Origin of the sequence: Cohnella hashimotonis (assembly GCF_030014955.1) — a bacterium.
In the GTDB taxonomy this organism is placed as follows: domain Bacteria; phylum Bacillota; class Bacilli; order Paenibacillales; family Paenibacillaceae; genus Cohnella; species Cohnella hashimotonis.
Genome location: NZ_JAGRPV010000001.1, coordinates 4,015,826 through 4,037,212, shown reverse-complemented (window position 1 = coordinate 4,037,212; position 21,387 = coordinate 4,015,826). Strand labels below are relative to the sequence as shown.

The 21,387-nt window shown below is 61.2% G+C and carries 18 protein-coding genes; 12 read left to right on the top strand and 6 right to left on the bottom strand.

Annotated features, from left to right (window positions below; genetic code table 11):
* Positions 1 to 106: 106 nt before the first annotated feature.
* The 10 genes from pyrR (at position 107) to KB449_RS16230 (ending at position 11,462) form a co-directional block, all read left to right on the top strand.
* Complete coding sequence (pyrR, locus tag KB449_RS16275) at positions 107 to 706, top strand: bifunctional pyr operon transcriptional regulator/uracil phosphoribosyltransferase PyrR (RefSeq protein WP_282909379.1); 600 nt, start codon at positions 107 to 109, stop codon at positions 704 to 706.
* A gap of 54 nt (positions 707 to 760) precedes the next feature.
* The gene (locus tag KB449_RS16270) at positions 761 to 2,080 is read left to right on the top strand and encodes a dihydroorotase (RefSeq protein ID WP_282909378.1); all 1,320 of its coding nucleotides are present in this window, start codon (positions 761 to 763) and stop codon (positions 2,078 to 2,080) included.
* A gap of 5 nt (positions 2,081 to 2,085) precedes the next feature.
* Complete coding sequence (gene carA / locus KB449_RS16265; RefSeq protein ID WP_282909377.1) at positions 2,086 to 3,231, top strand: glutamine-hydrolyzing carbamoyl-phosphate synthase small subunit; 1,146 nt, start codon at positions 2,086 to 2,088, stop codon at positions 3,229 to 3,231.
* Entirely contained in the window at positions 3,218 to 6,433 is a 3,216-nt protein-coding gene (gene carB / locus KB449_RS16260; protein ID WP_282909376.1) for a carbamoyl-phosphate synthase large subunit, read from the top strand. The genes carA and carB overlap by 14 nt, the downstream gene beginning before the upstream one ends.
* A 127-nt stretch (positions 6,434 to 6,560) precedes the next feature.
* On the top strand, positions 6,561 to 7,304 hold the full coding sequence (gene pyrF / locus KB449_RS16255) for an orotidine-5'-phosphate decarboxylase (RefSeq protein ID WP_282909375.1): 744 nt from the start codon (positions 6,561 to 6,563) through the stop codon (positions 7,302 to 7,304).
* Positions 7,301 to 7,954, top strand: coding sequence for an orotate phosphoribosyltransferase (gene pyrE / locus KB449_RS16250; RefSeq protein ID WP_282909374.1), 654 nt, complete (start codon positions 7,301 to 7,303; stop codon positions 7,952 to 7,954). The genes pyrF and pyrE overlap by 4 nt, the downstream gene beginning before the upstream one ends.
* A 222-nt stretch (positions 7,955 to 8,176) precedes the next feature.
* Entirely contained in the window at positions 8,177 to 8,422 is a 246-nt protein-coding gene (locus tag KB449_RS16245; protein ID WP_282909373.1) for a hypothetical protein, read from the top strand.
* A gap of 391 nt (positions 8,423 to 8,813) precedes the next feature.
* Entirely contained in the window at positions 8,814 to 9,857 is a 1,044-nt protein-coding gene (locus KB449_RS16240) for an ABC transporter ATP-binding protein (RefSeq protein WP_282909372.1), read from the top strand.
* The gene (locus tag KB449_RS16235) at positions 9,854 to 10,672 is read left to right on the top strand and encodes an ABC transporter permease (protein ID WP_282909371.1); all 819 of its coding nucleotides are present in this window, start codon (positions 9,854 to 9,856) and stop codon (positions 10,670 to 10,672) included. Before KB449_RS16240 ends, KB449_RS16235 begins: the two co-directional genes overlap by 4 nt.
* Positions 10,656 to 11,462, top strand: coding sequence for an ABC transporter permease (locus tag KB449_RS16230; protein ID WP_282909370.1), 807 nt, complete (start codon positions 10,656 to 10,658; stop codon positions 11,460 to 11,462). Before KB449_RS16235 ends, KB449_RS16230 begins: the two co-directional genes overlap by 17 nt.
* A gap of 53 nt (positions 11,463 to 11,515) precedes the next feature.
* On the opposite strand, the gene KB449_RS16225 is transcribed toward KB449_RS16230, so the two are convergent.
* The 6 genes from KB449_RS16225 to KB449_RS16200 form a co-directional block, all read right to left on the bottom strand.
* The gene (locus KB449_RS16225) at positions 11,516 to 13,471 is read right to left on the bottom strand and encodes an ABC transporter permease (protein WP_282909369.1); all 1,956 of its coding nucleotides are present in this window, start codon (positions 13,469 to 13,471) and stop codon (positions 11,516 to 11,518) included.
* Positions 13,446 to 14,222 (bottom strand): ABC transporter ATP-binding protein, encoded by a 777-nt coding sequence (locus KB449_RS16220; protein ID WP_282909368.1) that lies wholly within the window; start codon positions 14,220 to 14,222, stop codon positions 13,446 to 13,448. The genes KB449_RS16225 and KB449_RS16220 overlap by 26 nt, the downstream gene beginning before the upstream one ends.
* Before the next feature lie 109 nt (positions 14,223 to 14,331).
* On the bottom strand, positions 14,332 to 15,471 hold the full coding sequence (locus KB449_RS16215) for a sensor histidine kinase (protein WP_282909367.1): 1,140 nt from the start codon (positions 15,469 to 15,471) through the stop codon (positions 14,332 to 14,334).
* Positions 15,440 to 16,177 (bottom strand): response regulator transcription factor, encoded by a 738-nt coding sequence (locus KB449_RS16210; RefSeq protein ID WP_282909366.1) that lies wholly within the window; start codon positions 16,175 to 16,177, stop codon positions 15,440 to 15,442. Before KB449_RS16210 ends, KB449_RS16215 begins: the two co-directional genes overlap by 32 nt.
* A 67-nt stretch (positions 16,178 to 16,244) precedes the next feature.
* Positions 16,245 to 17,606 (bottom strand): beta-N-acetylhexosaminidase, encoded by a 1,362-nt coding sequence (gene nagZ, locus KB449_RS16205; RefSeq protein ID WP_282909365.1) that lies wholly within the window; start codon positions 17,604 to 17,606, stop codon positions 16,245 to 16,247.
* 107 nt (positions 17,607 to 17,713) lie between these two features.
* Entirely contained in the window at positions 17,714 to 19,396 is a 1,683-nt protein-coding gene (locus tag KB449_RS16200) for a glutamine--tRNA ligase/YqeY domain fusion protein (protein WP_282909364.1), read from the bottom strand.
* Positions 19,397 to 19,631: 235 nt separating this feature from the next.
* Between KB449_RS16200 and KB449_RS16195 the strand changes: the two genes are divergently transcribed.
* The gene (locus KB449_RS16195) at positions 19,632 to 20,324 is read left to right on the top strand and encodes an ABC transporter ATP-binding protein (RefSeq protein WP_282909363.1); all 693 of its coding nucleotides are present in this window, start codon (positions 19,632 to 19,634) and stop codon (positions 20,322 to 20,324) included.
* Positions 20,284 to 21,387, top strand: a complete 1,104-nt coding sequence (locus KB449_RS16190) for an efflux RND transporter periplasmic adaptor subunit (RefSeq protein ID WP_282909362.1) — start codon at positions 20,284 to 20,286, stop codon at positions 21,385 to 21,387. Before KB449_RS16195 ends, KB449_RS16190 begins: the two co-directional genes overlap by 41 nt.

Below are 21,387 nucleotides of genomic sequence, written 5' to 3'. Positions count from 1 at the left end.
GATGAGATCCGACGCGGATCGTACTTGGACTGGCTATGCGGTACGGTTCCCAGCGTCATCATCTTCGTATGTCCCGACCTCCTTGGCTAGCCAAGGAGGTTTTTTGATGCCGTCTTACCGAGAAGGAGGCGCACCCGTGCAGGATTCCCCGAACATCATCATGGACGAGGCAGCCATCCGCAGGGCGCTGACGCGGATCGCGCACGAGATTTTGGAGAAAAACAAAGGGATCGAAGGCTGCGCGATCGTCGGCATTCGGACGCGGGGCGTCTACCTGGCCCGAAGGATCGCAGAGCGGATCCGCGAGATCGAGGGCAGTCCGATCGCGGCATGCGAGCTCGATATTACGCGGTACAGGGACGATCGCCCGCTCGCGGACGGGGCGGCGGCGGGTATCGTATGCAGCGACGGGGACCGCTCGTTCGACGTGAAGGACAAGCGCATCATCCTGTTCGACGACGTGCTCTACACGGGACGCACAATCAGGGCGGCGATGGACGCGCTCATGGATTGCGGACGTCCGCAGTCGATCCAATTGGCCGTCCTCGTGGACCGCGGGCATCGCGAGCTGCCGATCCGGCCGGACTACGTCGGCAAAAACGTGCCAACGTCCAAGCACGAGCAGATCGAGGTGTCGCTGACGGAGATCGACGGCGACGACCGGGTGATGATCAAGCATCCGCGAGAAGCGGAAGTGGGCGGCTAAGCATATCGTAATCGAACTGGGCTGCTTTACTAGCAAAAGGAGGAAGGAAATCCTTTGACGACGACCTGGATACTTAACGGACTTACGATCGATCCCGAGACCGGCAATACGGTCAAGAAGCACTTGAAATTGGAGAACGGCCTGGTCGCGCAATGGCTCGACGGCTCTGCTGAGCCGGACGCGGGAAGCGCGGAAGTGATCGACGCCGCAGGCAAGCTCGTATCGCCCGGACTGATCGACATGCACGTGCATTTGCGCGAGCCGGGCTTCGAACATAAAGAAACGATTGCGACCGGCACGGCCTCGGCGGCGAAGGGCGGCTTTACGACGATCGCCTGCATGCCGAACACGCGGCCCGTCATTGATACGCCCGACACGGTGAAGCTGGTGCTGGACAAAGCCCAGGAGGCTTGCGGCGTGCGCGTCCTCCCGTACGCGGCAATTACCAAAAACGAGCTCGGCCGCGAGCTCACCGAGTTCGAGGCGCTTAAAAGCGCCGGCGCGATCGGCTTCACCGACGACGGCGTTGGCGTGCAGAATGCGCAAATGATGAAAAACGCGATGGCGCTGGCCAAGTCGCTGGACATGCCGATCATCGCGCACTGCGAGGACGATTCGCTGGTCGTCGGCGCCGCGGTTTCCGAAGGTGCGTTTGCAAAGCGCCATGGGCTGAAGGGCATTCCGAACGAATCCGAGGCGATTCACGTCGGACGTGACATTCTGCTGTCGGAGGCAACGGGCGTGCACTACCACGTCTGTCATGTCAGCACCGAGCAGTCGATTCGGCTGATCAAGCTGGGCAAGTCGGTCGGCGTGAACGTCACCGCGGAGGTATGTCCGCACCACCTGCTGCTGTCGGACGAGGATATTCCTGACACCATGGACGCCAACTGGAAGATGAACCCGCCGCTGCGTACGCCGCGGGACGTGGAAGCCTGCATCAAGGCGCTAGAGGAAGGGACGATCGACATCATCGTCACCGACCATGCGCCGCACAGCGAGGAAGAAAAGGCAAAGGGCATGGAGCGCGCGCCTTTCGGCATCGTCGGCTTCGAGACGGCATTTCCGCTGCTGTACACGAAGTTCGTCAAGACCGGCCGCTGGACGCTCGGATTCCTGCTGAGCCGAATGACGAGCGATCCCGCCCGGGTGTTCCGGCTGGATACGGGCAAGCTGGAAGTCGGGGCGCCGGCGGACATTACGCTGATCGATCTTGACGGCGAACGCGAAGTCGATCCGGCGAGCTTCCTGACGAAGGGACGCAACACGCCGTTTACGGGCTGGAAGCTGTCGGGCTGGCCGACGCTCACAATAGTCGCAGGCAAGACGGTCTGGAGCGAAGAACAAGGCATACTTAATAGCAGCGAGGAGTGATCGGGATGCAAGCGAGACTTTTACTTGAAGACGGCACCCTGTTTACGGGGCAATCGTTCGGCGCAGAAGGCGCTTCGGTGGGCGAGGTCGTATTTAATACAGGCATCACAGGATATCAGGAGGTCATCTCGGATCCGTCGTATTGCGGGCAGATCGTCACGATGACGTTTCCGCTGATCGGCAACTACGGCATCACGCGCGACGACTTCGAGTCGGTGCGTCCGTTCATCCACGGCTTCGTCACGCGCCGCTACGAGGAAGTGCCGAGCAACTGGCGCGCCCAGGATTCCCTCGGCCATCTGCTTAAAGAGTACGGCATCATCGGCATCAGCGAAGTCGACACCCGCATGCTGACGCGGATCATTCGCCGCCACGGCGTCATGAAGGGCATTCTGACCACGGGAAGCGAGCGCGTCGAAGAGCTGCAAGAGCGCATGGGTACGACGCCGCTGCCGCGCAACCAGGTCGCCTGGACGTCCACGAAAAACATTTTCTCGAGCCCGGGCACCAAGGAGCGCATCGTGCTGATCGACTACGGCGCGAAAAGCGGCATCCTGCGCGAGCTGACGCAGCGCGGCTGCGACGTCATCGTCGTGCCGCACAACACGACGGCCGACGAGATCCGCCGCCTGCATCCGGACGGTATCCAGCTGTCCAACGGCCCCGGCGATCCCAAGGACGTGCCGGAGTCGGTGGAGACGGTGCGCCAATTGCTCGGCGAATACCCGATCTTCGGCATCTGCCTGGGCCACCAGCTGTTCGCGCTCGCTTGCGGCGCCGATACCGACAAGCTGAAGTTCGGCCACCGCGGCGGCAATCACCCGGTCAAGGAGCTCGCCTCCGGCCGCTGCTACATCACTTCGCAGAACCACGGCTACACGGTCAAGGAAGAGTCCGTAGCGGGCACCGACCTGGTCGTGACGCATATCAACAACAACGATAAGACGATCGAAGGCCTGAAGCACGCCACATTCCCGGCCTTCAGCGTCCAGTACCATCCGGAAGCCGCTCCCGGACCGTTCGACAGCAGCTATCTGTTCGACCAGTTCCTGGATATGATCCGCGAGCACAAGCTGAAAAACCCCGAACGCCCGCGGCAAGCGCAACTGTCGGAGATGCTGAGAGGAGAACTGCAGTATGCCCAAAAATAATGAACTCAAAAAGATTCTCGTCATCGGCTCCGGTCCGATCGTCATCGGCCAGGCGGCCGAGTTCGACTACGCCGGCACGCAAGCTTGCCAAGCGTTGAAGGAAGAAGGCCTTGAGGTCGTCTTGATCAACAGCAACCCGGCAACGATCATGACCGATACGAACATGGCGGACAAGGTATATATCGAACCGATCAACCTCGAATTTGTCTCCCAGATCATCCGCCAAGAGCGTCCGGACGGCTTGCTGCCGACGCTCGGCGGCCAGACCGGCCTCAATATGGCCGTCGAGCTGGCGCGCGCTGGCGTGCTTGAAGCCGAAGGCGTCAAGCTGCTCGGCACCCAGCTGACTGCGATCGAGAAGGCGGAGGACCGCGATCTGTTCCGCGAGCTGATGCGCGAGCTGGAGCAGCCGGTGCCGGAGAGCGAGATCGTCACGACCGTGCAGGGAGCGGTCGACTTCGCCGATACGATCGGTTATCCGGTCATCGTACGCCCGGCCTATACGCTGGGCGGCACCGGCGGCGGCATCGCCGGCAGCGAAGAGGAGCTGCGCGAGATCGTGGCGAACGGTCTGCGCTACAGCCCGATCGGCCAGTGCCTGATCGAGAAGTCGATCGCCGGCATGAAGGAAGTCGAATACGAAGTCATGCGCGACGCGAACGACAACTGCATCGTCGTCTGCAACATGGAAAACTTCGATCCGGTCGGCGTCCACACAGGCGACTCGATCGTCGTGGCGCCGAGCCAGACGCTGTCCGACCGCGAGTACCAGATGCTGCGCTCGGCTTCGCTCAAGATCATCCGCGCGCTGAACATCGAAGGCGGCTGCAACGTGCAGTTCGCGCTCGATCCGCACAGCTATCAATACTACGTTATCGAGGTTAACCCGCGCGTCAGCCGTTCCTCGGCGCTCGCTTCCAAGGCGACGGGCTACCCGATCGCCAAGATGGCGGCGAAGATCGCGGTCGGCTACACGCTCGACGAGATCGTCAACCCGGTTACGGGCCAGACGTACGCTTGCTTCGAACCGACGCTGGACTATATCGTGAGCAAGATTCCACGCTGGCCGTTCGACAAATTCACGGACGCCAACCGCAAGCTGGGCACGCAAATGAAGGCGACCGGCGAAGTGATGGCGATCGGCCGCACCTTCGAGGAGTCGATCCACAAAGCGGTGCGCTCGCTTGAGATCGGCGTTCACCGTCTGTTCCTTAAGGGCGCGGACGAGCTGGACGAAGAAACGCTGACGACGCGTCTGGCCAAGGCCGACGACGAACGCCTGTTCCTGATCGCCGAAGCGTTCCGCCGCGGCTGGAGCCTGCAGAAGATCCAGGACACGACGAGCATCGACTGGTGGTTCCTGGACAAGATCGAACGGATCGTTTCGTTCGAGGACGTCATTCGCCGCGAGCCGGGTCTGACGCCCGAGACGCTGTACCAGGCGAAACGCATGGGCTTCACGGACCGCGCGATCGCCGAGCTGCGCCGCGAGGGCCAAGGCGCGTCCGCAGCGCTGACGGTCGAAGCCGACATTCGCGCGCATCGTCTCGCCCAAGGCCTCAAGCCGGTGTACAAAATGGTCGACACCTGCGCGGCCGAATTTGAAGCGACGACGCCTTATTACTACTCGACTTACGAGACCGAGAACGAAGTGATTCCGAGCGACAAGCAAAAGGTCATCGTGCTCGGCTCCGGCCCGATCCGCATCGGCCAGGGCATCGAGTTCGACTACTCGACCGTGCACGCCGTATGGGCGCTCCGCAACGCGGGCTACGAAGCCGTCATCATCAATAACAATCCCGAGACGGTATCGACCGACTTCAACACGTCGGACCGCCTATACTTCGAACCGCTCTTCTTCGAAGACGTCATGAACGTCATCGAGCAGGAGCAGCCGCTCGGCGTCATCGTCCAGTTCGGCGGCCAGACGGCCATCAACCTGGCGGGTCCGTTGTCCAAGGCCGGCGTGCGCATCCTCGGCACCTCGCTCGACAGCATCGACGAAGCCGAAGACCGCAAGCGGTTCGAAGCGCTGCTGCGCGGACTCGAGATCGCGCAGCCGAAGGGCAGCACCGTCACTTCCGTCGACGAGGCGGTCGGCACGGCGCAGGAGCTCGGCTATCCGGTGCTCGTACGTCCTTCGTACGTCCTCGGCGGACGCGCGATGGAGATCGTCTACTCCGACGAAGAGCTTCTGAGCTACATGAAGGTCGCGGTTAAGATCAATCCGGAGCATCCGGTACTGATCGACCGCTACATGCTGGGCAAGGAGATCGAAGTCGACGCGATCTGCGACGGCGAGACCGTGCTCATCCCGGGCATCATGGAGCATGTCGAACGCGCTGGCGTCCACTCCGGCGACTCGATCGCGGTATATCCGCCGCAGACGCTGTCGGACGACATCAAACAGCAGGCGGTCGACATCACGATCCGCATCGCCAAAGCGCTGAAGACGGTCGGCCTGGTCAACATCCAGTTCGTCGTCTGGCAGGAGAAAGTTTACGTAATCGAAGTCAATCCTCGCTCCTCGCGTACGGTGCCGTTCCTGTCCAAGGTCACGAACATCCCGATGGCGAACCTGGCGACCCGCGCGATTCTCGGCGAAAAGCTGGCCGACCTCGGCTACAAGGACGGTCTGTGGCCGGAAGACGAGCACGTTTCGGTCAAGGTACCGGTGTTCTCGTTCGCCAAGCTGCGCCGCGTCGACCCGACGCTGACGCCGGAGATGAAGTCGACGGGCGAGGTCATGGGCCGCGACCGCCACTTCGCCAAGGCGCTGTTCAAGGGGCTCATCGGCTCGGGCATGAAAATCCCGCAGTCGGGCTCGATTATCGCGACGGTCGCCGACAAGGACAAGGAAGAAGCGATCGCCATCCTGCGCGGGTTCTACAACCTCGGCTACAAGCTGATCGCCACGGGCGGCACGGCCGACGCGCTCGAAGCGGCCGGCATGCGCGTCAAGCGCTGCAACAAGCTGAGCGAGGGCTCGCCGAACATCGTCGACCTGATCCGCACAGGCCAGGCGCAGTTCGTCGTCAACACGCTGACGAAGGGCAAGACGCCTGAGCGCGACGGCTTCCGCATCCGCCGCGAGGCGGTCGAGAACGGCGTCGTGTGCCTCACGTCGCTCGATACGGTAAGCGCGCTGCTGCACATGCTGCAGGCGCTGCGCTTCTCCAGCGAGCCGATGCCGGTTTATTAATAAAAAGCGCGCCATGCCCGGTCTTCCGCCAGTTTCATCGGCGGCGGATCGGGCTTCTATATGGGCGAAAAGCCACAAAAACGCATTTTAACGCGTTTAAAACCGAAACGGGAGGCGGAAAAAGACGATGACGTTAACGCTGAACCGCAAGGAAGCGGCGGCCAAGATCATGGTCGGGCTGGACAAGCCCGACGCGCAGGCAGCGCTTGAGGTCGCGGCAAGGCTCGAGGGTACGGGCTGCTGGGTCAAGGTCGGCATGGAGCTGTTCTACGCCGCCGGGCACGAGATCGTGCGGGAGCTGAAAAAGCGCGGCTTCAAGATCTTCCTCGACCTGAAAATGCACGACATCCCGAACACGGTGCGCGGCGGCGCGCGCAGCATCGCGCGTATGGGCGTCGATATGTTCAACGTTCACGCGGCTGGCGGCAGCGCGATGATGCAGGCTGCGATGCAGGGCGTGAACGACGCGGTGGCGGCCGGCGAAGCGCAGGCGGCGCCGCTCGTAATCGCCGTCACGCAGCTGACGAGCACGAGCCGGGAGACGCTGAACGGCGAGATCGGCATCGGGGGCAGCGTAGAGGAAGCGGTCGTGCGCTATGCCGTGTTGGCGAAGCATGCCGGGCTGCAGGGCGTCGTCGCCTCGCCGCTCGAGGTCGAGGCGATCAAGGCCGCCTGCGGCGAGGGCTTCCTCACCGTGACGCCGGGCATCCGCCCGGCCGGCGCGGCGCTCGGCGACCAGTCGCGCGTGACGACCCCGCGCGAAGCGGTCGACGGCGGCACGGACTACCTTGTCATCGGCCGTCCCATCGTCGCCGCGCCGGATCCGGCGCAGGCTTTCGAATCCATTTTAAAGGAGCTGACCGAAGCATGAGCGAATCCGTTAACCTTGCGCAGCTGCCGTCCGTCATCGCGGGCGCGCTGCTCGACATCGGCGCCGTATCGCTGCGCCCGCAAGACCCGTTTACCTGGACGAGCGGCATCAAGTCGCCGATCTACTGCGATAACCGGCTGACGATGTCCTACCCAGCGATCCGCCGCACGATCGCGGAGGGCTTCGCAGCCGTTATCCGCGACAAGTACCCGGACTGCGAGGCCGTCGCCGGCATCGCTACCGGTGGCATTCCCCATGCGGCGTGGATCGCCGACATCCTCGGCTTGCCGATGCTCTACGTGCGCGACAAGGCCAAGGGCCACGGCAAGACGAACCAGATCGAAGGCCACTTCAAGCCGGGACAAAAGGTCGTGCTGATCGAGGACCTCATCTCGACCGGCGGCAGCTCGCTGAAGGCGGCCGTCGCGGTTCGCGACGCGGGCTGCGAGGTGCAGGGCGTCATCGCGATTTTCACCTATCAGTTCCAGAATGCGCTGGACGCGTTCGCTGCCGAGTCGGTGCCGCTCGACACGCTGTCGAGCTATAGCGCGCTGATTGACGTCGCACTCGCGCGCGGCGCGGTCCGCGAGCAGGACGTAGCGCTGCTGCAGGAGTGGCGCAAGGACCCTAAGGCGTTCGTCTGGGCTTAATCCCCGCGCAACAAAATAAGCCCGGCCTCTCGTCCGATCGGACGTGAAGCCGGGCTTTTCGGCATCAATCGGATCATGGAACCTCAGATGACAAATTGTTAATGCGCTGCTTTCCTTGTCGTTGATTCAATTCGCGCTCACCGGGTTAATGAAGATCAATAAGGTGCAAACGAGACGCTGGAACGAATAGATAACAACGACAAAGAGAGGTTGATAATAATCATGAACACCGACATCTACCAACAATTGCTGACCGAAACCGAAGATCTGCTTTACCGCGTACGCATTTACGACCGCGACATGGTTCACACCGACGAGATTATCGAGATGGACCGGACGCATGAGATGATCGGCAGCCTGCGCTGGATGAGCGAGAGCGAGATGTTCCGCACCAAGGCGATCGAGAAGCTCATCCGCATGCGTCACCGTTTGATGACGATGATGGAGGATCTGCTGTTCACCGCTTAAGAAGCGAATTTAGGAAAAGACCTTCGGCTTGGCCGCTGCGACAGCGGGCGAGAACCGAAGGTTTTTTGCATGTCGCCGTTCGCTGGGGGGCATCAACTTCGATGAAAATAGTCGATGCCCGCTATCGATACCGTTCATTCGAAAAAACGACGAAAACGGTTGTTCGGCAACCGGATGGCTGGTAATATCTATCATCAAACGGAAGGGTTTCTAGGGAGCCGACGCCAAGCTGCCAGCCTGGCGGTCGAACCGAGCGAGACCGATGAGGCGATAGCCTCCTTACACCGTAGGGATAAAAGACCTTCGGCAAGTTCCGCCACAAGGCGGATTTGCCGCGGGTCTTTTTTGGTTGGAACGCTTTATGTGCGATTCGGAAAAAGGGGGTACCGAAATGAAGCTGGCACTTGAGACAAGGGCGCTCGGCAAAACGTTCAGAGTGAAGGAAAAGCAGGCGGGATTGCGCGGCAGCCTGCGGTCGCTTTTTGCGCCGGAATGGAAAGAAAAAATGGCTGTCGACCGTATCGATCTGTCGGTCGAGGCGGGGGAGACGGTCGCGCTGCTCGGCCCGAACGGCGCAGGCAAGTCGACGACGATCAAAATGTTGACGGGCATCTTGCATCCGTCCGCCGGAGAAGCGACCGTGGCGGGACTTGTGCCGTGGCGCGAGCGTACGAAGCTGGCCTACCGGATCGGCACCGTGTTCGGGCAAAAGTCGCAGCTGTGGTATCATCTGCCGCCGATCGATACGTTCGAGTTGATCAGCCGGGTCTACGAGCTCGACCGCGGAGATTACACGAAGCGGCGGGACCGATTGGTGGAACGGTTTGAGCTTGGGCCTTATTTGCATACGCCTGTCCGCAAGCTGTCGCTTGGCGAGCGCATGCGCTGCGAGATCGCCGCTTCTTTTCTCCACCGTCCGCAGATTTTGTTCCTCGACGAACCGACGATCGGGCTCGACGTCGTCGTCAAACAGCGTATTCGCGAGATCATTCGCGAGCGCAACCGCGAGGAAGAGACGACGGTTTTTCTCACCTCGCACGATGCCGGAGACGTGGAGCAGCTCTGCGCGCGCGCGATCGTTATCCATCACGGCGGCGTGCTGATCGATCGGCCGGTGCCGCTGCTGCGGCGGGAAGTGCTTAGCGGCAAGATCGTCACGGTCACGCTGGCGGACGACGAGGAACCGGCTGCGGTCGCGAAATGGTTCGGCCTGCGCGTCTCGGCACCGCTGCCCGAAGGCGTCGAGCTAGCGTCGGTCGAGGGAAGGCGCATTCGCCTGACGGCAAATCTGTCGCAGACGAACCTGAACGAGCTGCTCGCCTCGCTGACGCAAGCGGCGCGCATTGCGGATTTGACCGTGGAGGATCCGTCGCTCGAGGACATCATCAAGCACATTTACGGCATGGAGAGGGCGAAAGGAGGCGTTTCGACTTGAACCAAGCCGCACGCACTTTATTAGGCATCGGGCGCAAGCAGCTTGCGGTCGTACGGATCGCCTTTCGCCAGCAGTGGGCGTATAAGGCGGACTTTGTGCTTCGTTCCAGTTTTCTGCTGCTCATACTATACGTGCTTGGCCAGCTTTACGGAGCCGCGTACGCGGGCGATTACCACCTGGCGATCGGCGGCTTCACGCTTCGGCAGATCGTCTGGTATCTTGTCTTCACGGAAGCGATCACGCTGGCGGGGCCGCCCGTCGGCGTAAGAATCGAGGAGGAAGTCAAAAACGGGGATATTGCCGTTCGTCTGACGAGGCCGCTATCCTACGTCGGCTATCATTACGGCGCTTATGTCGGAGAAGGCGCCCTCCGGTTTTTCGTATTGCTGGCGGCAGGTGCGCTGGTCGCCTGGCTCTCGGTCGGGCCTCTTGCGCCGGGCTACGGCTTGTTCGCCTATCTGCCGCTTGCTTTGCTCGGCTTGACACTATCTTTTTTGATGACGGCGGCCGTCGGCTTGTGCGCGTTCTGGGTAGAGGAAACGCGCGGGCTGGAGTTCGTGCTGCAGAAGCTGACGTTTACGGCGGGCGGCTTGCTGATCCCGATCGATCTCATGCCCGAGTGGCTGCAGCGGGTATGCGCGTGGCTGCCGTTTCAGGCGGCGCTGTACTTGCCGGCGCGCCTCGGCGTCCGGTTCGACAGCCAGGAGCTGCTTCGCGCCTGCTCGCTTCAGCTCGCATGGATCGCCGCGCTCGCCCTGCTTGTCGCTTTTATTTTCAGAAGAGGAGTGAGTAAACTCCATGTCAACGGAGGATAGACGCAGGTCGGGTACGTTCCGCTTTCTGCTGGCAAGCTGGAAGGTCAATCTCGCATCGGCGCTCGAATACCGGCTCAGTTTCTTGTTGCTGGCGGGCATGATGTTCGTCAACAATATGATATGGCTGTTTTTTTGGTATTTGTTTTTTGGAAGGTTTCCCGTCGTCAGCGGCTGGGAGATGGGCGACGTCATGCTCCTGTGGGCGGTTTCCGCAGGCGGCTTCGGATGGGCGAGCGTGCTGTTCGGCAACTTTCCGCGCATCGCCACGATCGTTTCTTCGGGTCAACTGGACGTCTATTTGTCGCAGCCGAAGCCGGTGCTGCTGAACGTGCTGACGAGCCGGATGTCCGTGACCGGCTCGGGCGATTTCGTCTTCGGCCTGATCGTCTTTATGTGGGCCGGCGATCTAAGTCCAAGAGGCTGCTTGCTGTTCGCCTGCGCGCTGCTCATTTCCGGCGTTTTGTTTATCGGCGTCATGGTGATCGCGGGCTCGCTGGCCTTTTGGATCGGCAATGCGGAGGGCATTGCAAGCCAGGTATTCGGCAGCTTTATTTCATTGACGATTTATCCGACGGGCATCTTCCGCGGCGCCGCCAAGATCATTTTGTTCACGGTCATTCCCGCCGGTTTCATCGGTTATATGCCGATCGGTCTCATGCGCGATTTTAATCCGGCATTTGCCGCCGCCGCTTTCGGCGCATCCGCGATCTTCCTCGCCGTTGGCGCATTCCTGTTCCGCGCGGGTCTTGCCCGATACGCTTCCGGCAATGCGATGGCGATGCGGAATTAAAAAGGCGCCCCCTCGGATAATAACCCAAAGGGGCGTCGGTTTCGCCGGCGGCGTTATTCCGTCGCCGTGCGGCCTCCGCTGCGGATGCTCCGCAAATAAGTGGCGCAGGTAACGGCGAAGTAGACGGCTTGCATGATCAGATAGATCGCGAACACCACAGCTGCGTACTTGAGGATCGGACTGCCGAGCAGGTTGCCCAGCGCCTGAATGGCGAACAGGGCGTGGACGCTTCCGACAATGCAGGGGATGAGGAAGACGAGCCCGACCTGCGTGACGACGATGCGCCTGATCTCGGCGGCTGTCATGCCGATGCGGGAAAGCGCCTTGAACTGCGCCTGATCCTCCTGCAGCTCCGTAAAGAGCTTGAAGTAGATGAGACTGCCCATCGCAATAAAAAAGAGCAGGGAGATAAACAGACCGATGAACAGCGTCAGCGAGATCGATTGGTTGGTGGAGACATAGCTCGGGACACGGTACGTCTGCGCTTGCGATTCGAAGTCCGGGTCCATTGCCTTCACGATTTTGTCGACCGTGTCCTCGCTATGCTCCCAGTTCGACCAGTCGTAGCCGTAGCTGACGAGCCGACTCCCCGGAGCGGCAGATGCGTTAAGCAGCGCATAGCGGGCGTCGTCCACAACGAGCAGGTAGGTCGCGAACAAGACAGGACTTGTCACCGCGCCCGCCAATTGATCGGTCAAATGCAGCTTGATCTTTTCATTGCCCAGCGTAAGGCGAATCGCGCCGTTCTGGATGGGGCGATAGCTCTCCATTTCTTGATAGGGCAGTACCAGCACGGCCTCGTCGTCTGCCGGAGCTGCCGACTTGCGGCCGAGCAGCTTGGCTTCGCGGTTGTAGTCGCTCTCCGACACGATCATCGCATCGAACTCGTCTTTTTGGGCAGTCGAGCCTTCCTTGGCGAGATGCTCGCCGAGCAAGCCGGACAGCTTTTGCTGCCGGGTGATATGCAGACCGTCCTCGCGGGCGATCCGAACGACCTCCGCGGGATCGATGACTTGATGCGCGCCTTCGCCGCGTTCGATGAAGCCGATCGCAAAGGGCGCATGGCTCAGGATTTGCGATTTTTGAAGCTGCTGCAGCACGTAGACAGTGCCCGAGGCGGACAGGACGACGGCGCTCATGACCGTGATGACGAACAAGAGCCGCGCGTTGTCTTTCATTTTGTAAACGAGCTGCGAGACGGTCAGCATGTTCGTCCGGTTGTAGTAAAACCGCTTGCGGCGCATCAACAGACGCAAAATCGCGACGCTTCCCTGGGCGTATAAGAAATAGGTGCCGATGACCGTAAGGCCCACGACCGGTAGCGTAAGTATAAGGAAGGTGTGGGCGTTCATCGATAAAGCGAGCGCGTAGCCACCCGACAGCGTCAGCAAGCCCGCGACCGCAGCCCAGACGGACAGGCGCGGTTCCGGCTTCGGCTTGCGCGCTTCGCGCAGCAGCTCTACGATCTCCGAGCGGCCGACCCGAAAGAGCGTCAGCAGGGTGATGACCATGAACAAGGCGAAGAAACCGGCCGCCGTCATCCATAAAGCAGCGGGAGGGACCGCAAAGCGGATCGTCTCGCCCGAATCCAGCAACGCGCCGAGCGCCAGGAAAAACAGCTTGCTGAACAGCATGCCTAGACCGATGCCGGCCGCGATGGACACCGCTGCGATGAACGCGCTCTCGTACAGCACCATTTTGCGGATTTGGCTGCGCGTCATGCCGAACAGCGTGAACAGCCCGAATTCCTTTTTGCGCGTCTTCATAAACGCCGAGTTCGAGTAGAGGACAAAGAAAAACGAGAAAACGATGATGAGAATTTCGCAGGCCAGCATCCCTTGCTTCACCTGGAGCGCGCCCTTGATCTCGCCGCTCTGGACGTCGGGATGAAGCAGAAACGCCGCATAAAGGTAAAAGATGAGCACGGAAAACACGCTGCTTAAAATAAAGGCGCTGTACGCGCGCCAATTGCCGCGGACGTTGCTAAGCGCGAGCGAACGGAATGTCATCGAAGTTCCCTCCCAGCACGCTTAAAGCATCCAAGATTTGCTGGAAAAACGCCTGCCTGTTCACGCCGCGGCGAATTTCTGAAAACAGCTTGCCGTCCTTGATGAACAGGACGCGCTTGCAGTAGCTCGCGGAAAAAGGATCGTGCGTGACGAGCAGCACGGTCGCGGACAGGCGCTCATTCAAATCTTGCAGCGCGTTCATGACATCCTTGGCGGACTTGGAGTCGAGGTTGCCCGTGAGCTCGTCCGCGAGCAGCAGCGACGGCTCGTGGATGATCGCCCGCGCGATCGCCGCACGCTGTTTCTGGCCGCCCGATACTTCGTAGGTCCGCTTGTTCAGAATGCCCTGGATGCCGAGCAACTGGGCGATCGGGAGCAGCTTCTGCTCGATAACCGCCGGCTTTGCGCCTTCGAGCACGAGCGGCAGGATAATATTTTCTTTGATCGGAAGCGTGTCGAGCAGGTTGAAGTCCTGGAAGACGAAGCCGAGCTCGCGCCGGCGGAACAACGCGATATCCCGCTCGCTTAAGCTTACGGGATTCGTACCTCCGATCTCGAGCGTCCCGGACGTCGGCTTGTCGATCGTGGCGAGCAGGTTAAGCAGCGTCGTCTTGCCGCTCCCCGACGGGCCCATGATGCCGACGAACTCGCCTTTGTCGACGGAAAGGTCGATCTGTTCGAGCGCGTGGTAGGCGACGCCGCCCTTGGCGCCGTATACTTTGGACAATCCTTGCGTTTTGAGCACTTGCATGCGGGTGAACCCTCCTGCCTGTTGTCTGTATGCCTTAAGTATAGCGGCGTCGGGAGGGCCGGCCCATCGAATAAGCTTTCAATTCCGGCGACTTTACCTTACAAAGTTGTCACGTTTGGTTGCGTTCGTCTGTCAGGCGGTGGATGCCGGACGGTCGAAAGTCAAGCGTAGCCGTCGTGCCTGCGCCCAGTTCGGAGTCGATGCGGAGGCCAATGCCGAGCCGCGCGCAGGCTTGCTTGGCAAGGTAGAGTCCCATGCCCGTCGATTCGCCGTTCAGCCGGCCGTTGCTCCCGGTAAAAAAGGGCTCGAACAGGCGAGGCAAATCCTCGGCCGCGATGCCGATTCCTTCGTCGGTCACGCGAAGTTGCGCCGATCCGTCCGGGTATCCTTCGATCCGGATCAGGAGCCGTTGCGGGCCTTCGCTTTTTTTGGCGTATTTGATCGCGTTGGATACGAGCTGGCCGAGGATGAACGCAAGCCATTTGGCATCCGTCTCCGTCGTGGCTTCGCCTTCGAGCGAAGGGAAGATCGAGCGCCGGATAAAAGGACGCTTGTACTCGCCCAGCACCGCGCGCACGATCTCGGACAACGAGACCGTGCGAAACGACGCGTCCAGCTCGAACTTGTCCAGCCTCGACGTATGCAGCATCGTATCGAGTCCGTGCCGCAGCCGGTCGGTCTCTTCCAGGACGCTGCGTTCGGTATCGCCGGGCCTCGCGTCATCCGCCGGATCGGGATGCCGCTGCATGAGCAGCTCGATGACGGACAACGGGGTCTTCATCTGATGGACCCAGCGCGCCGTGAAATGGCGGTGGAACTCCTGCTGCCGGCGCAGGGCGCTCAGCTCGTTCGCGTGGACCGTGTACAGCCGCTCAAGAAGCGCGGCCATCGCCCGTTGCTCGCGCGTAACGGGAGAAGCGAGCGAGAGCGAAGCCGCCGCATCGCCCGCCGCCGCCTGCCGCCAGGCTTCGGCCAGCTCGCGCGCGAACGACTTGCGCCGCAGCCAGCCGGCGGCCAGCCAAGCGGCGACGACGAGCGCGACGAGCAGCGCGATGTAGGCGGCGTCGGCCCAGGAGAGCGGCAGGCCGACGTTCCACAGCAGCAGCTGGACGAACGTCAGGGCGAGGAGGACCGCGACGACGAGGATGACGACGTGGGGGAGACGGTCGATCAAATAGTCCCGAAACGTATAAGGCCGTAAGTCGTCTCCGCCGCGCTCAGTCATGGGCGGCCGCCGATCCGGCGTCATCGTCCGAATCCGCCTCCGGCCGCAAGCGGTAGCCCTGGCCCCGGATCGTATCAATCGCGTCTCTTAGGCCCAACTCCTCCAGCTTTCGGCGAAGCCGGGTGACGTTGACCGTGAGCGTGTTGTCGTCCACGAACTGGACGTCGTCCCACAGCGCCTCGAGCAGCTCCTCGCGCGAGACGATGTGGCCGGCCTGGCGGAGCAGGGCGTGCGCGAGCTGCCGCTCGTTTTTGGAGAGCGGTACGCGCGCGCCGCGCCAAGACAGCTCGCTGCGGCCGATATCGAGCGCGAGGCTGCCGGCGGCGACCGTATCGCCGCTTGACAGCGCCTGCCCTGCGGCGTATTCGCCGTAGGCGCGCCGCAGCGCGCTCTTGATTTTGGCCATGAGCAGATCGAGCGGGATCGGCTTCGCGACGTAGTCGTCGCCGCCGTTTTCGATCGCCATCACTTGGTCCATCTCGCCGGACCGCGCGGACAGAAAAATGATCGGCATATTCGATCGCAGGCGAATCTGTCTGCACCAGTAGTAGCCGTCAAAGTACGGCAGATTAATGTCCAGCAGCAGCAGGTGAGGCTGGACGTCTTCGAATTCGGCGGCGAGATCGCGGAACCGGCTCGCGACATGTGTCTCAAAGCCGTACCTTCCGATGTAATCCCGCAGCAGCGCGCCGATTTTTTCGTCGTCCTCGACGATCATGATGCGGTACATGCGGCCGGAGCCTCCTTGTCGAATCGGATTGTTTAATTTACTTATAGCCGTCGCACGGCATCTTCCGCTAGCGGTTCGCGTTCGCCACGTCGTCCAGCCAAGATCCGATGTCCGCGTTCAGTTTTTGCAGCTCCGGCATCGCCGTCGCCGCATCGCTTAATTTGTAGCGCGACTTTAGCGTCAGGATACGCGTTACGCTCTCGTCGATTCGCGCCTCCGTCAGTTTTCCGCCCTTTACTGCGTTCAGCAGCGCCTTGTACACTTTGCGTTCGACTTCGTAGCCGTGCGCGACGAGCAGGATGTCGCTGCCTGCCGACACGCTCTTGACGGCGGCGTCCGCCAGATCGTAGTGCTTGGCAATCGCGCCCATCGTCATATCGTCGGTGATGACGACGCCTTTGTAGCCGAGCTTGCCGCGCAGCTGATCTCCGATGATCACCTTGGAAAACGAAGCGGGCGCGTCCGGATCGATCTTCGGGAACAAAATATGCGCGACCATCACGGCGTCCGCCTGCTCTCCGATCGCCGCCTGAAACGGCACCCACTCCAGCTTTGCCAGCTGCTCGGCGGTCTTGTTCAACACGGGCAGGTCCAGATGCGAATCGACCGCCGTATCGCCGTGGCCGGGAAAGTGCTTGACGACTGAAACGACGCCTTCCTCGCGCAGGCCGCGCATGGCCGCCAGACCCATCCGGGTTGCGATATCGGCCGTGGTGCCGAACGAGCGGGTGCCGATTACCGGGTTGTCCGGATTGCTGTTAATATCGAGCACCGGCGCGAAGTCGACGTTGAAACCGGCCGAGCGTACCTCGCGCGCCAGCAGCTCGCCCATGCGCGTCGCCAGCTTTTCGTCGCCGGTTTTCCCGACGACGGCCGCTTCGGGAATCTTTTTGTAACTGGACGGCAGGCGGCTGACCTTGCCGCCTTCCTGGTCGACGCTGACGAAGATGGGCACGTTGCCAGCCTTGGCGTTCGCTCCTTTAATCGCGTTGATGAGTTTGACCGTCTTCGACGCGTCGGCGATGTTGTCCTTGTACAGAATGACGCCGCCGATGCGGTCTTCCCGGATCATTCGCAGCGTCGAGGCATCCGGCGCCGCGGTGCCTTCGAAGCCGGCAAGAATCATCTGTCCGATCTTCTCCTCGAGGCTCATTTTTGCGATCTGATCCTTGATCGGATCGGAAGAAGCGGAGCCCTCCGTCGGCTTGGCGGTAGACGAAGCGGACGCGGAAGGAGAGGCGGACGGGGACGCGCTGGGCGTTGCCGCCGGCGCCGAGACCGACGGGCTCGCAGGCGCGGTCTCTGCGGCGGAGCCGGAAGGGCCGCCGCAGCCGGCCAGAAGCGCGATCGCAGCGGCGGATATGGCGACGGCGCGCAGCGATTGAAGCGGGAAAGACAGCGGCGTACGGATGACTTTGTTGCGGGACATAATGAACCTCCTTTTGATATAGGTCAGGCGGAGTGAAAAAGCCCCCGCCGCAGGTGCGGCGAAGGGGCTGGATCGGATTATTGAGTGGCGAGAGAACGCATAACGGATCAAGCCTTGGCGGCGTCGAAGGAGCTCTTGAGCGACACGATCCGGTTGAACGCGGGCCGTCCCGGCGCGCTGTCCTTCGGGTCGACGTTGAAGTAGCCATGACGGAAAAACTGGAACTTCTCCTGGGCGGCCGCTTCCTTCATGCCCGGCTCGACGAACCCGGACAGCGTCTCGAGCGAATGCGGATTGATGCGTTCGAGGAAGGATTTGTCCTCGGCGTCGTCTTCGTCCGATTCGTCCAGGATGAGCGGCTCGTAAAGCCGGAAATCGGCGGGCACCGCCTGCGACGCTTCGATCCAGTGAATCGTGCCCTTGACCTTGCGGCCGGTGAAGCCGGAGCCGCTCTTCGTCTCGGGATCGTATGTGCAGCGCAGCTCGACGACTTCGCCCGCTTCGTTTTTCACGACTTCCTCGCATTTGATGAAGTAAGCGTGCTTGAGGCGCACCTCGTTGCCCGGGAACAAGCGGAAGTACTTGGCCGGCGGCACCTCCATGAAGTCGTCCTGCTCGATGTAAATCTCCCGGGAGAACGGAATGCTGCGGCTGCCCATTTCTTCGTTCTCCGAGTTGTTCTCCGCGTCGAGCCATTCCGTCTGTCCTTCGGGATAGTTCGTAATGACGACCTTGAGCGGCCGCAGGACCGCCATCGTGCGCAGCGCCTTCAGCTTGAGGTCCTCGCGGATAAAATGCTCGAGCATGCGCTCGTCCACGACGCCGTAGCTCTTGGCGACCCCGATCTCGCGGCAAAAAGCGCGGATCGCTTCGGGCGTATAGCCCTTGCGGCGAAGGCCCGAGATCGTCGGCATGCGCGGATCGTCCCAACCGTCCACGACCTTCTCGTCCACGAGCTGCTTAAGCTTGCGCTTGCTCATGACGGTGTTGGTCAGGTTCAGGCGGTTGAACTCGTACTGGCGCGGCACGCTCGGCATCTCGCACTGTGCGACGACCCAGTCGTAGAACGGACGCTGGTCCTCGAACTCGAGCGTGCAGATCGAGTGGGTGACGCCTTCGATCGCGTCTTCGAGCGGGTGCGCGAAGGCGTACATCGGATAGATCACCCAGGCGTCGCCCGTATTGTGATGGTGCGCGTGCACGATCCGGTAGATGACCGGGTCGCGCATGTTGACGTTCGGCGACGACATGTCGATCTTGGCGCGCAGCACCTTTTCCCCGTTCGCGAACTCGCCGTTCTTCATGCGCTCGAACAGCGCAAGATTATCCTCGGGCGAGCGATCGCGGTAAGGGCTTGGTTTGCCGGGCTCGGTCAGCGTGCCGCGCGATTCGCGAATCTCGTCGGCGGACTGGTCGTCCACATAAGCGAGTCCCTTGCGGATCAGCAGGAGCGCGCGCTCGTACATTTCGCCGAAATAGTCCGACGCGAAGAACAGGCCGTCCCAATCGAACCCGAGCCATTTGACGTCCTGCTTGATCGATTCGACGTATTCGACGTCCTCCTTGACAGGATTGGTGTCGTCGAACCGCAGGTTCGTGCGGCCCTTGAACTCGTCCGCGAGCTCGAAGTTCAGACAGATCGACTTGGCATGGCCGATATGCAGATAGCCGTTAGGCTCCGGCGGGAAGCGGGTGACGATTTCCTTGACGCGACCCGCTGCCAGATCGTCGATCACGATGTTCTTAATGAAGTTGGAAGAAGAAGTTTTATTATCGGCGGCTTTGTCCACGGCGACCCGACCTTTCTATGCTGCGAGGTTATTTCTTCATGATACACAATTATACCCTTCCTTATAAAGTCCCGGGGCAAAAAAACGAAGGCCGGCCGAGCGAAAACGTCAAAGCGAAAAAACTTTCAGCATTTTTTCAGATTTCTCATAAATTTAATCTAAAGACGTAACTTTTTCGCGAAACCTCTCGTTATAATGTTGAACTGTAATATGGTAGAGCGAGGGAGGAAAGGCAATGGAAGTTCCCGAGAGGCAGCCGCTCCTCAGCGTCAGGGACGTGGAACGATCCTTCGACGTCGGCGGTCAGAAGCTGCGCGTGCTGAAGGGCATTAATCTGACCCTCGAGCCGAACCAGCTGATCATGCTGAAGGGCCGATCCGGCTCCGGGAAGACGACGCTGATGAATTTGATGGGGGGCCTCGACAGGCCGACAGAGGGAGAGATCTTTTTTCAAGGCAAGCCGTTTCACGCCTGGAACGACGACAAGCGGACGGAGATCCGCCGCAAGGATATCGGCTTTATTTTCCAAGCCTACGCCCTCATGCCTTTGTTATCCGCCTACGAGAATGTCGAGCTGTCGATGCGGATGGCCAAAAAGCCGCGGAGCGAGTGGAAGTCCCGGGTGACCGCCTGTCTCGAGCTCGTCGGACTTGCGAAGCGGATGCATCACCGCCCGTTCGAGATGTCGGGGGGCGAGCAGCAGCGCGTGGCGATCGCCAAGGCGATCGCGCATCGGCCAAGCTTGCTGCTGGCCGACGAGCCGACTGCGGAGCTCGACTCGCAGATGGCCGCGCAGGTCATGGCGGTATTCCGGGAGATCGTCCGAACGGAGAACGTCACGATCTGCATGACCACGCACGATACAACGATTATGGAGGTTGCAGACCATGTCTATGAAATGGTGGACGGCGTCTTCGTCGCAGGCTAAAAAGAAAAGCGGCATGCGCCGGGCCGCGGGCATCCTGGCCGCGATCGCCCTGTCCACGGCCGTGGCGGGCTGCTCGCTGCTGCCCGACGAGCCGGAGGAGGAGGATCTGTCGCAGATCCAGCTTCCGGAGATTTCCAAGAAGCCCGAATACGAAGTGACGACCAAGACGCTAGAGACGACGGTGTCCGGTTCGGGCAAGATTTTATCGACCCAAGAGAAGACGCTGTACTATTCCGCCAAAGCAATGGAGGGCATGCGTCTTAAAAAGCTGTACATACAGCCAGGAGACGTCGTGAAGGCCGGCCAAACGATCGCGGAGCTCGACGTCGAGGACATGAAAAAGCAATTGCGCGACCAGCGGCTGCAGTTCCGCCAGCAGGAGCTGCAGATGAAGCAGACGCTGCGGGACAAGGACGAGATGGACCCGATCGAGTTCGAGCAGAAGCAGATTGCCTTCGAGGAGGCCCGCCAGAAAATCAGCGACCTGGAGACGGACATCGGCAGCGCCGTGCTGACGGCGCCGTTCGCCGGCACAGTCGTGTCGGTCAACGTCCAGGAGGGCGCGGCGATCAAGGTATACGATCCGCTGTGCGTCATCGCGAATCCAAGCAGCCTGATCGTCGCCGGCGAGATGTCTTCCGACGATCTGCAGCAGGTCGCGGTCGGCATGGAGGCGACGGTCGACATCAACAGCGCCGGCGCCGTCAAGGGCAAGATCAAATCGCTCCCGGTGCCGAAGGCCGAAGGCGGCGGCGGGGGCGGAGGCGCTCAAGGGCCCAAGGTCACGAACCTCAGCGACTATCTGCTGATATCCGTCGCGAAGCTGCCGGCCGGGGCGACGCGGGGCACGCCGCTCAGCTTCTCCATCGTCGTCGACCGCAAGGTGGACGCGGTCGTCATCCCGCGCTCGACGCTGCATACGGCCGGCGCCAGGACTTACGTCCAGGTCGCCGATGCCGACGGCAGCAAGCGCGAGGTGGACATCGAGGTCGGCCAGCAGACGGCGACCGATATCGAAGTGCTGTCAGGTCTGACGCCGGGACAGAAAGTCGTAGGCTCTTAA

Bases quoted from the DNA above. Each gene is read 5' to 3' on its own strand.
- pyrR (WP_282909379.1), top strand. From the start codon at position 107: ATGCCGTCTTACCGAGAAGGAGGCGCACCCGTGCAGGATTCCCCGAAC.
- carA (WP_282909377.1), top strand. From the start codon at position 2,086: ATGCAAGCGAGACTTTTACTTGAAGACGGCACCCTGTTTACGGGGCAA.
- carB (WP_282909376.1), top strand. From the start codon at position 3,218: ATGCCCAAAAATAATGAACTCAAAAAGATTCTCGTCATCGGCTCCGGT.
- pyrF (WP_282909375.1), top strand. From the start codon at position 6,561: ATGACGTTAACGCTGAACCGCAAGGAAGCGGCGGCCAAGATCATGGTC.
- pyrE (WP_282909374.1), top strand. From the start codon at position 7,301: ATGAGCGAATCCGTTAACCTTGCGCAGCTGCCGTCCGTCATCGCGGGC.
- KB449_RS16245 (WP_282909373.1), top strand. From the start codon at position 8,177: ATGAACACCGACATCTACCAACAATTGCTGACCGAAACCGAAGATCTG.
- KB449_RS16240 (WP_282909372.1), top strand. From the start codon at position 8,814: ATGAAGCTGGCACTTGAGACAAGGGCGCTCGGCAAAACGTTCAGAGTG.
- KB449_RS16230 (WP_282909370.1), top strand. From the start codon at position 10,656: ATGTCAACGGAGGATAGACGCAGGTCGGGTACGTTCCGCTTTCTGCTG.
- KB449_RS16225 (WP_282909369.1), bottom strand. From the start codon at position 13,471: ATGACATTCCGTTCGCTCGCGCTTAGCAACGTCCGCGGCAATTGGCGC.
- KB449_RS16220 (WP_282909368.1), bottom strand. From the start codon at position 14,222: ATGCAAGTGCTCAAAACGCAAGGATTGTCCAAAGTATACGGCGCCAAG.
- KB449_RS16215 (WP_282909367.1), bottom strand. From the start codon at position 15,471: ATGACGCCGGATCGGCGGCCGCCCATGACTGAGCGCGGCGGAGACGAC.
- KB449_RS16210 (WP_282909366.1), bottom strand. From the start codon at position 16,177: ATGTACCGCATCATGATCGTCGAGGACGACGAAAAAATCGGCGCGCTG.
- nagZ (WP_282909365.1), bottom strand. From the start codon at position 17,606: ATGTCCCGCAACAAAGTCATCCGTACGCCGCTGTCTTTCCCGCTTCAA.
- KB449_RS16195 (WP_282909363.1), top strand. From the start codon at position 19,632: ATGGAAGTTCCCGAGAGGCAGCCGCTCCTCAGCGTCAGGGACGTGGAA.
- KB449_RS16190 (WP_282909362.1), top strand. From the start codon at position 20,284: ATGTCTATGAAATGGTGGACGGCGTCTTCGTCGCAGGCTAAAAAGAAA.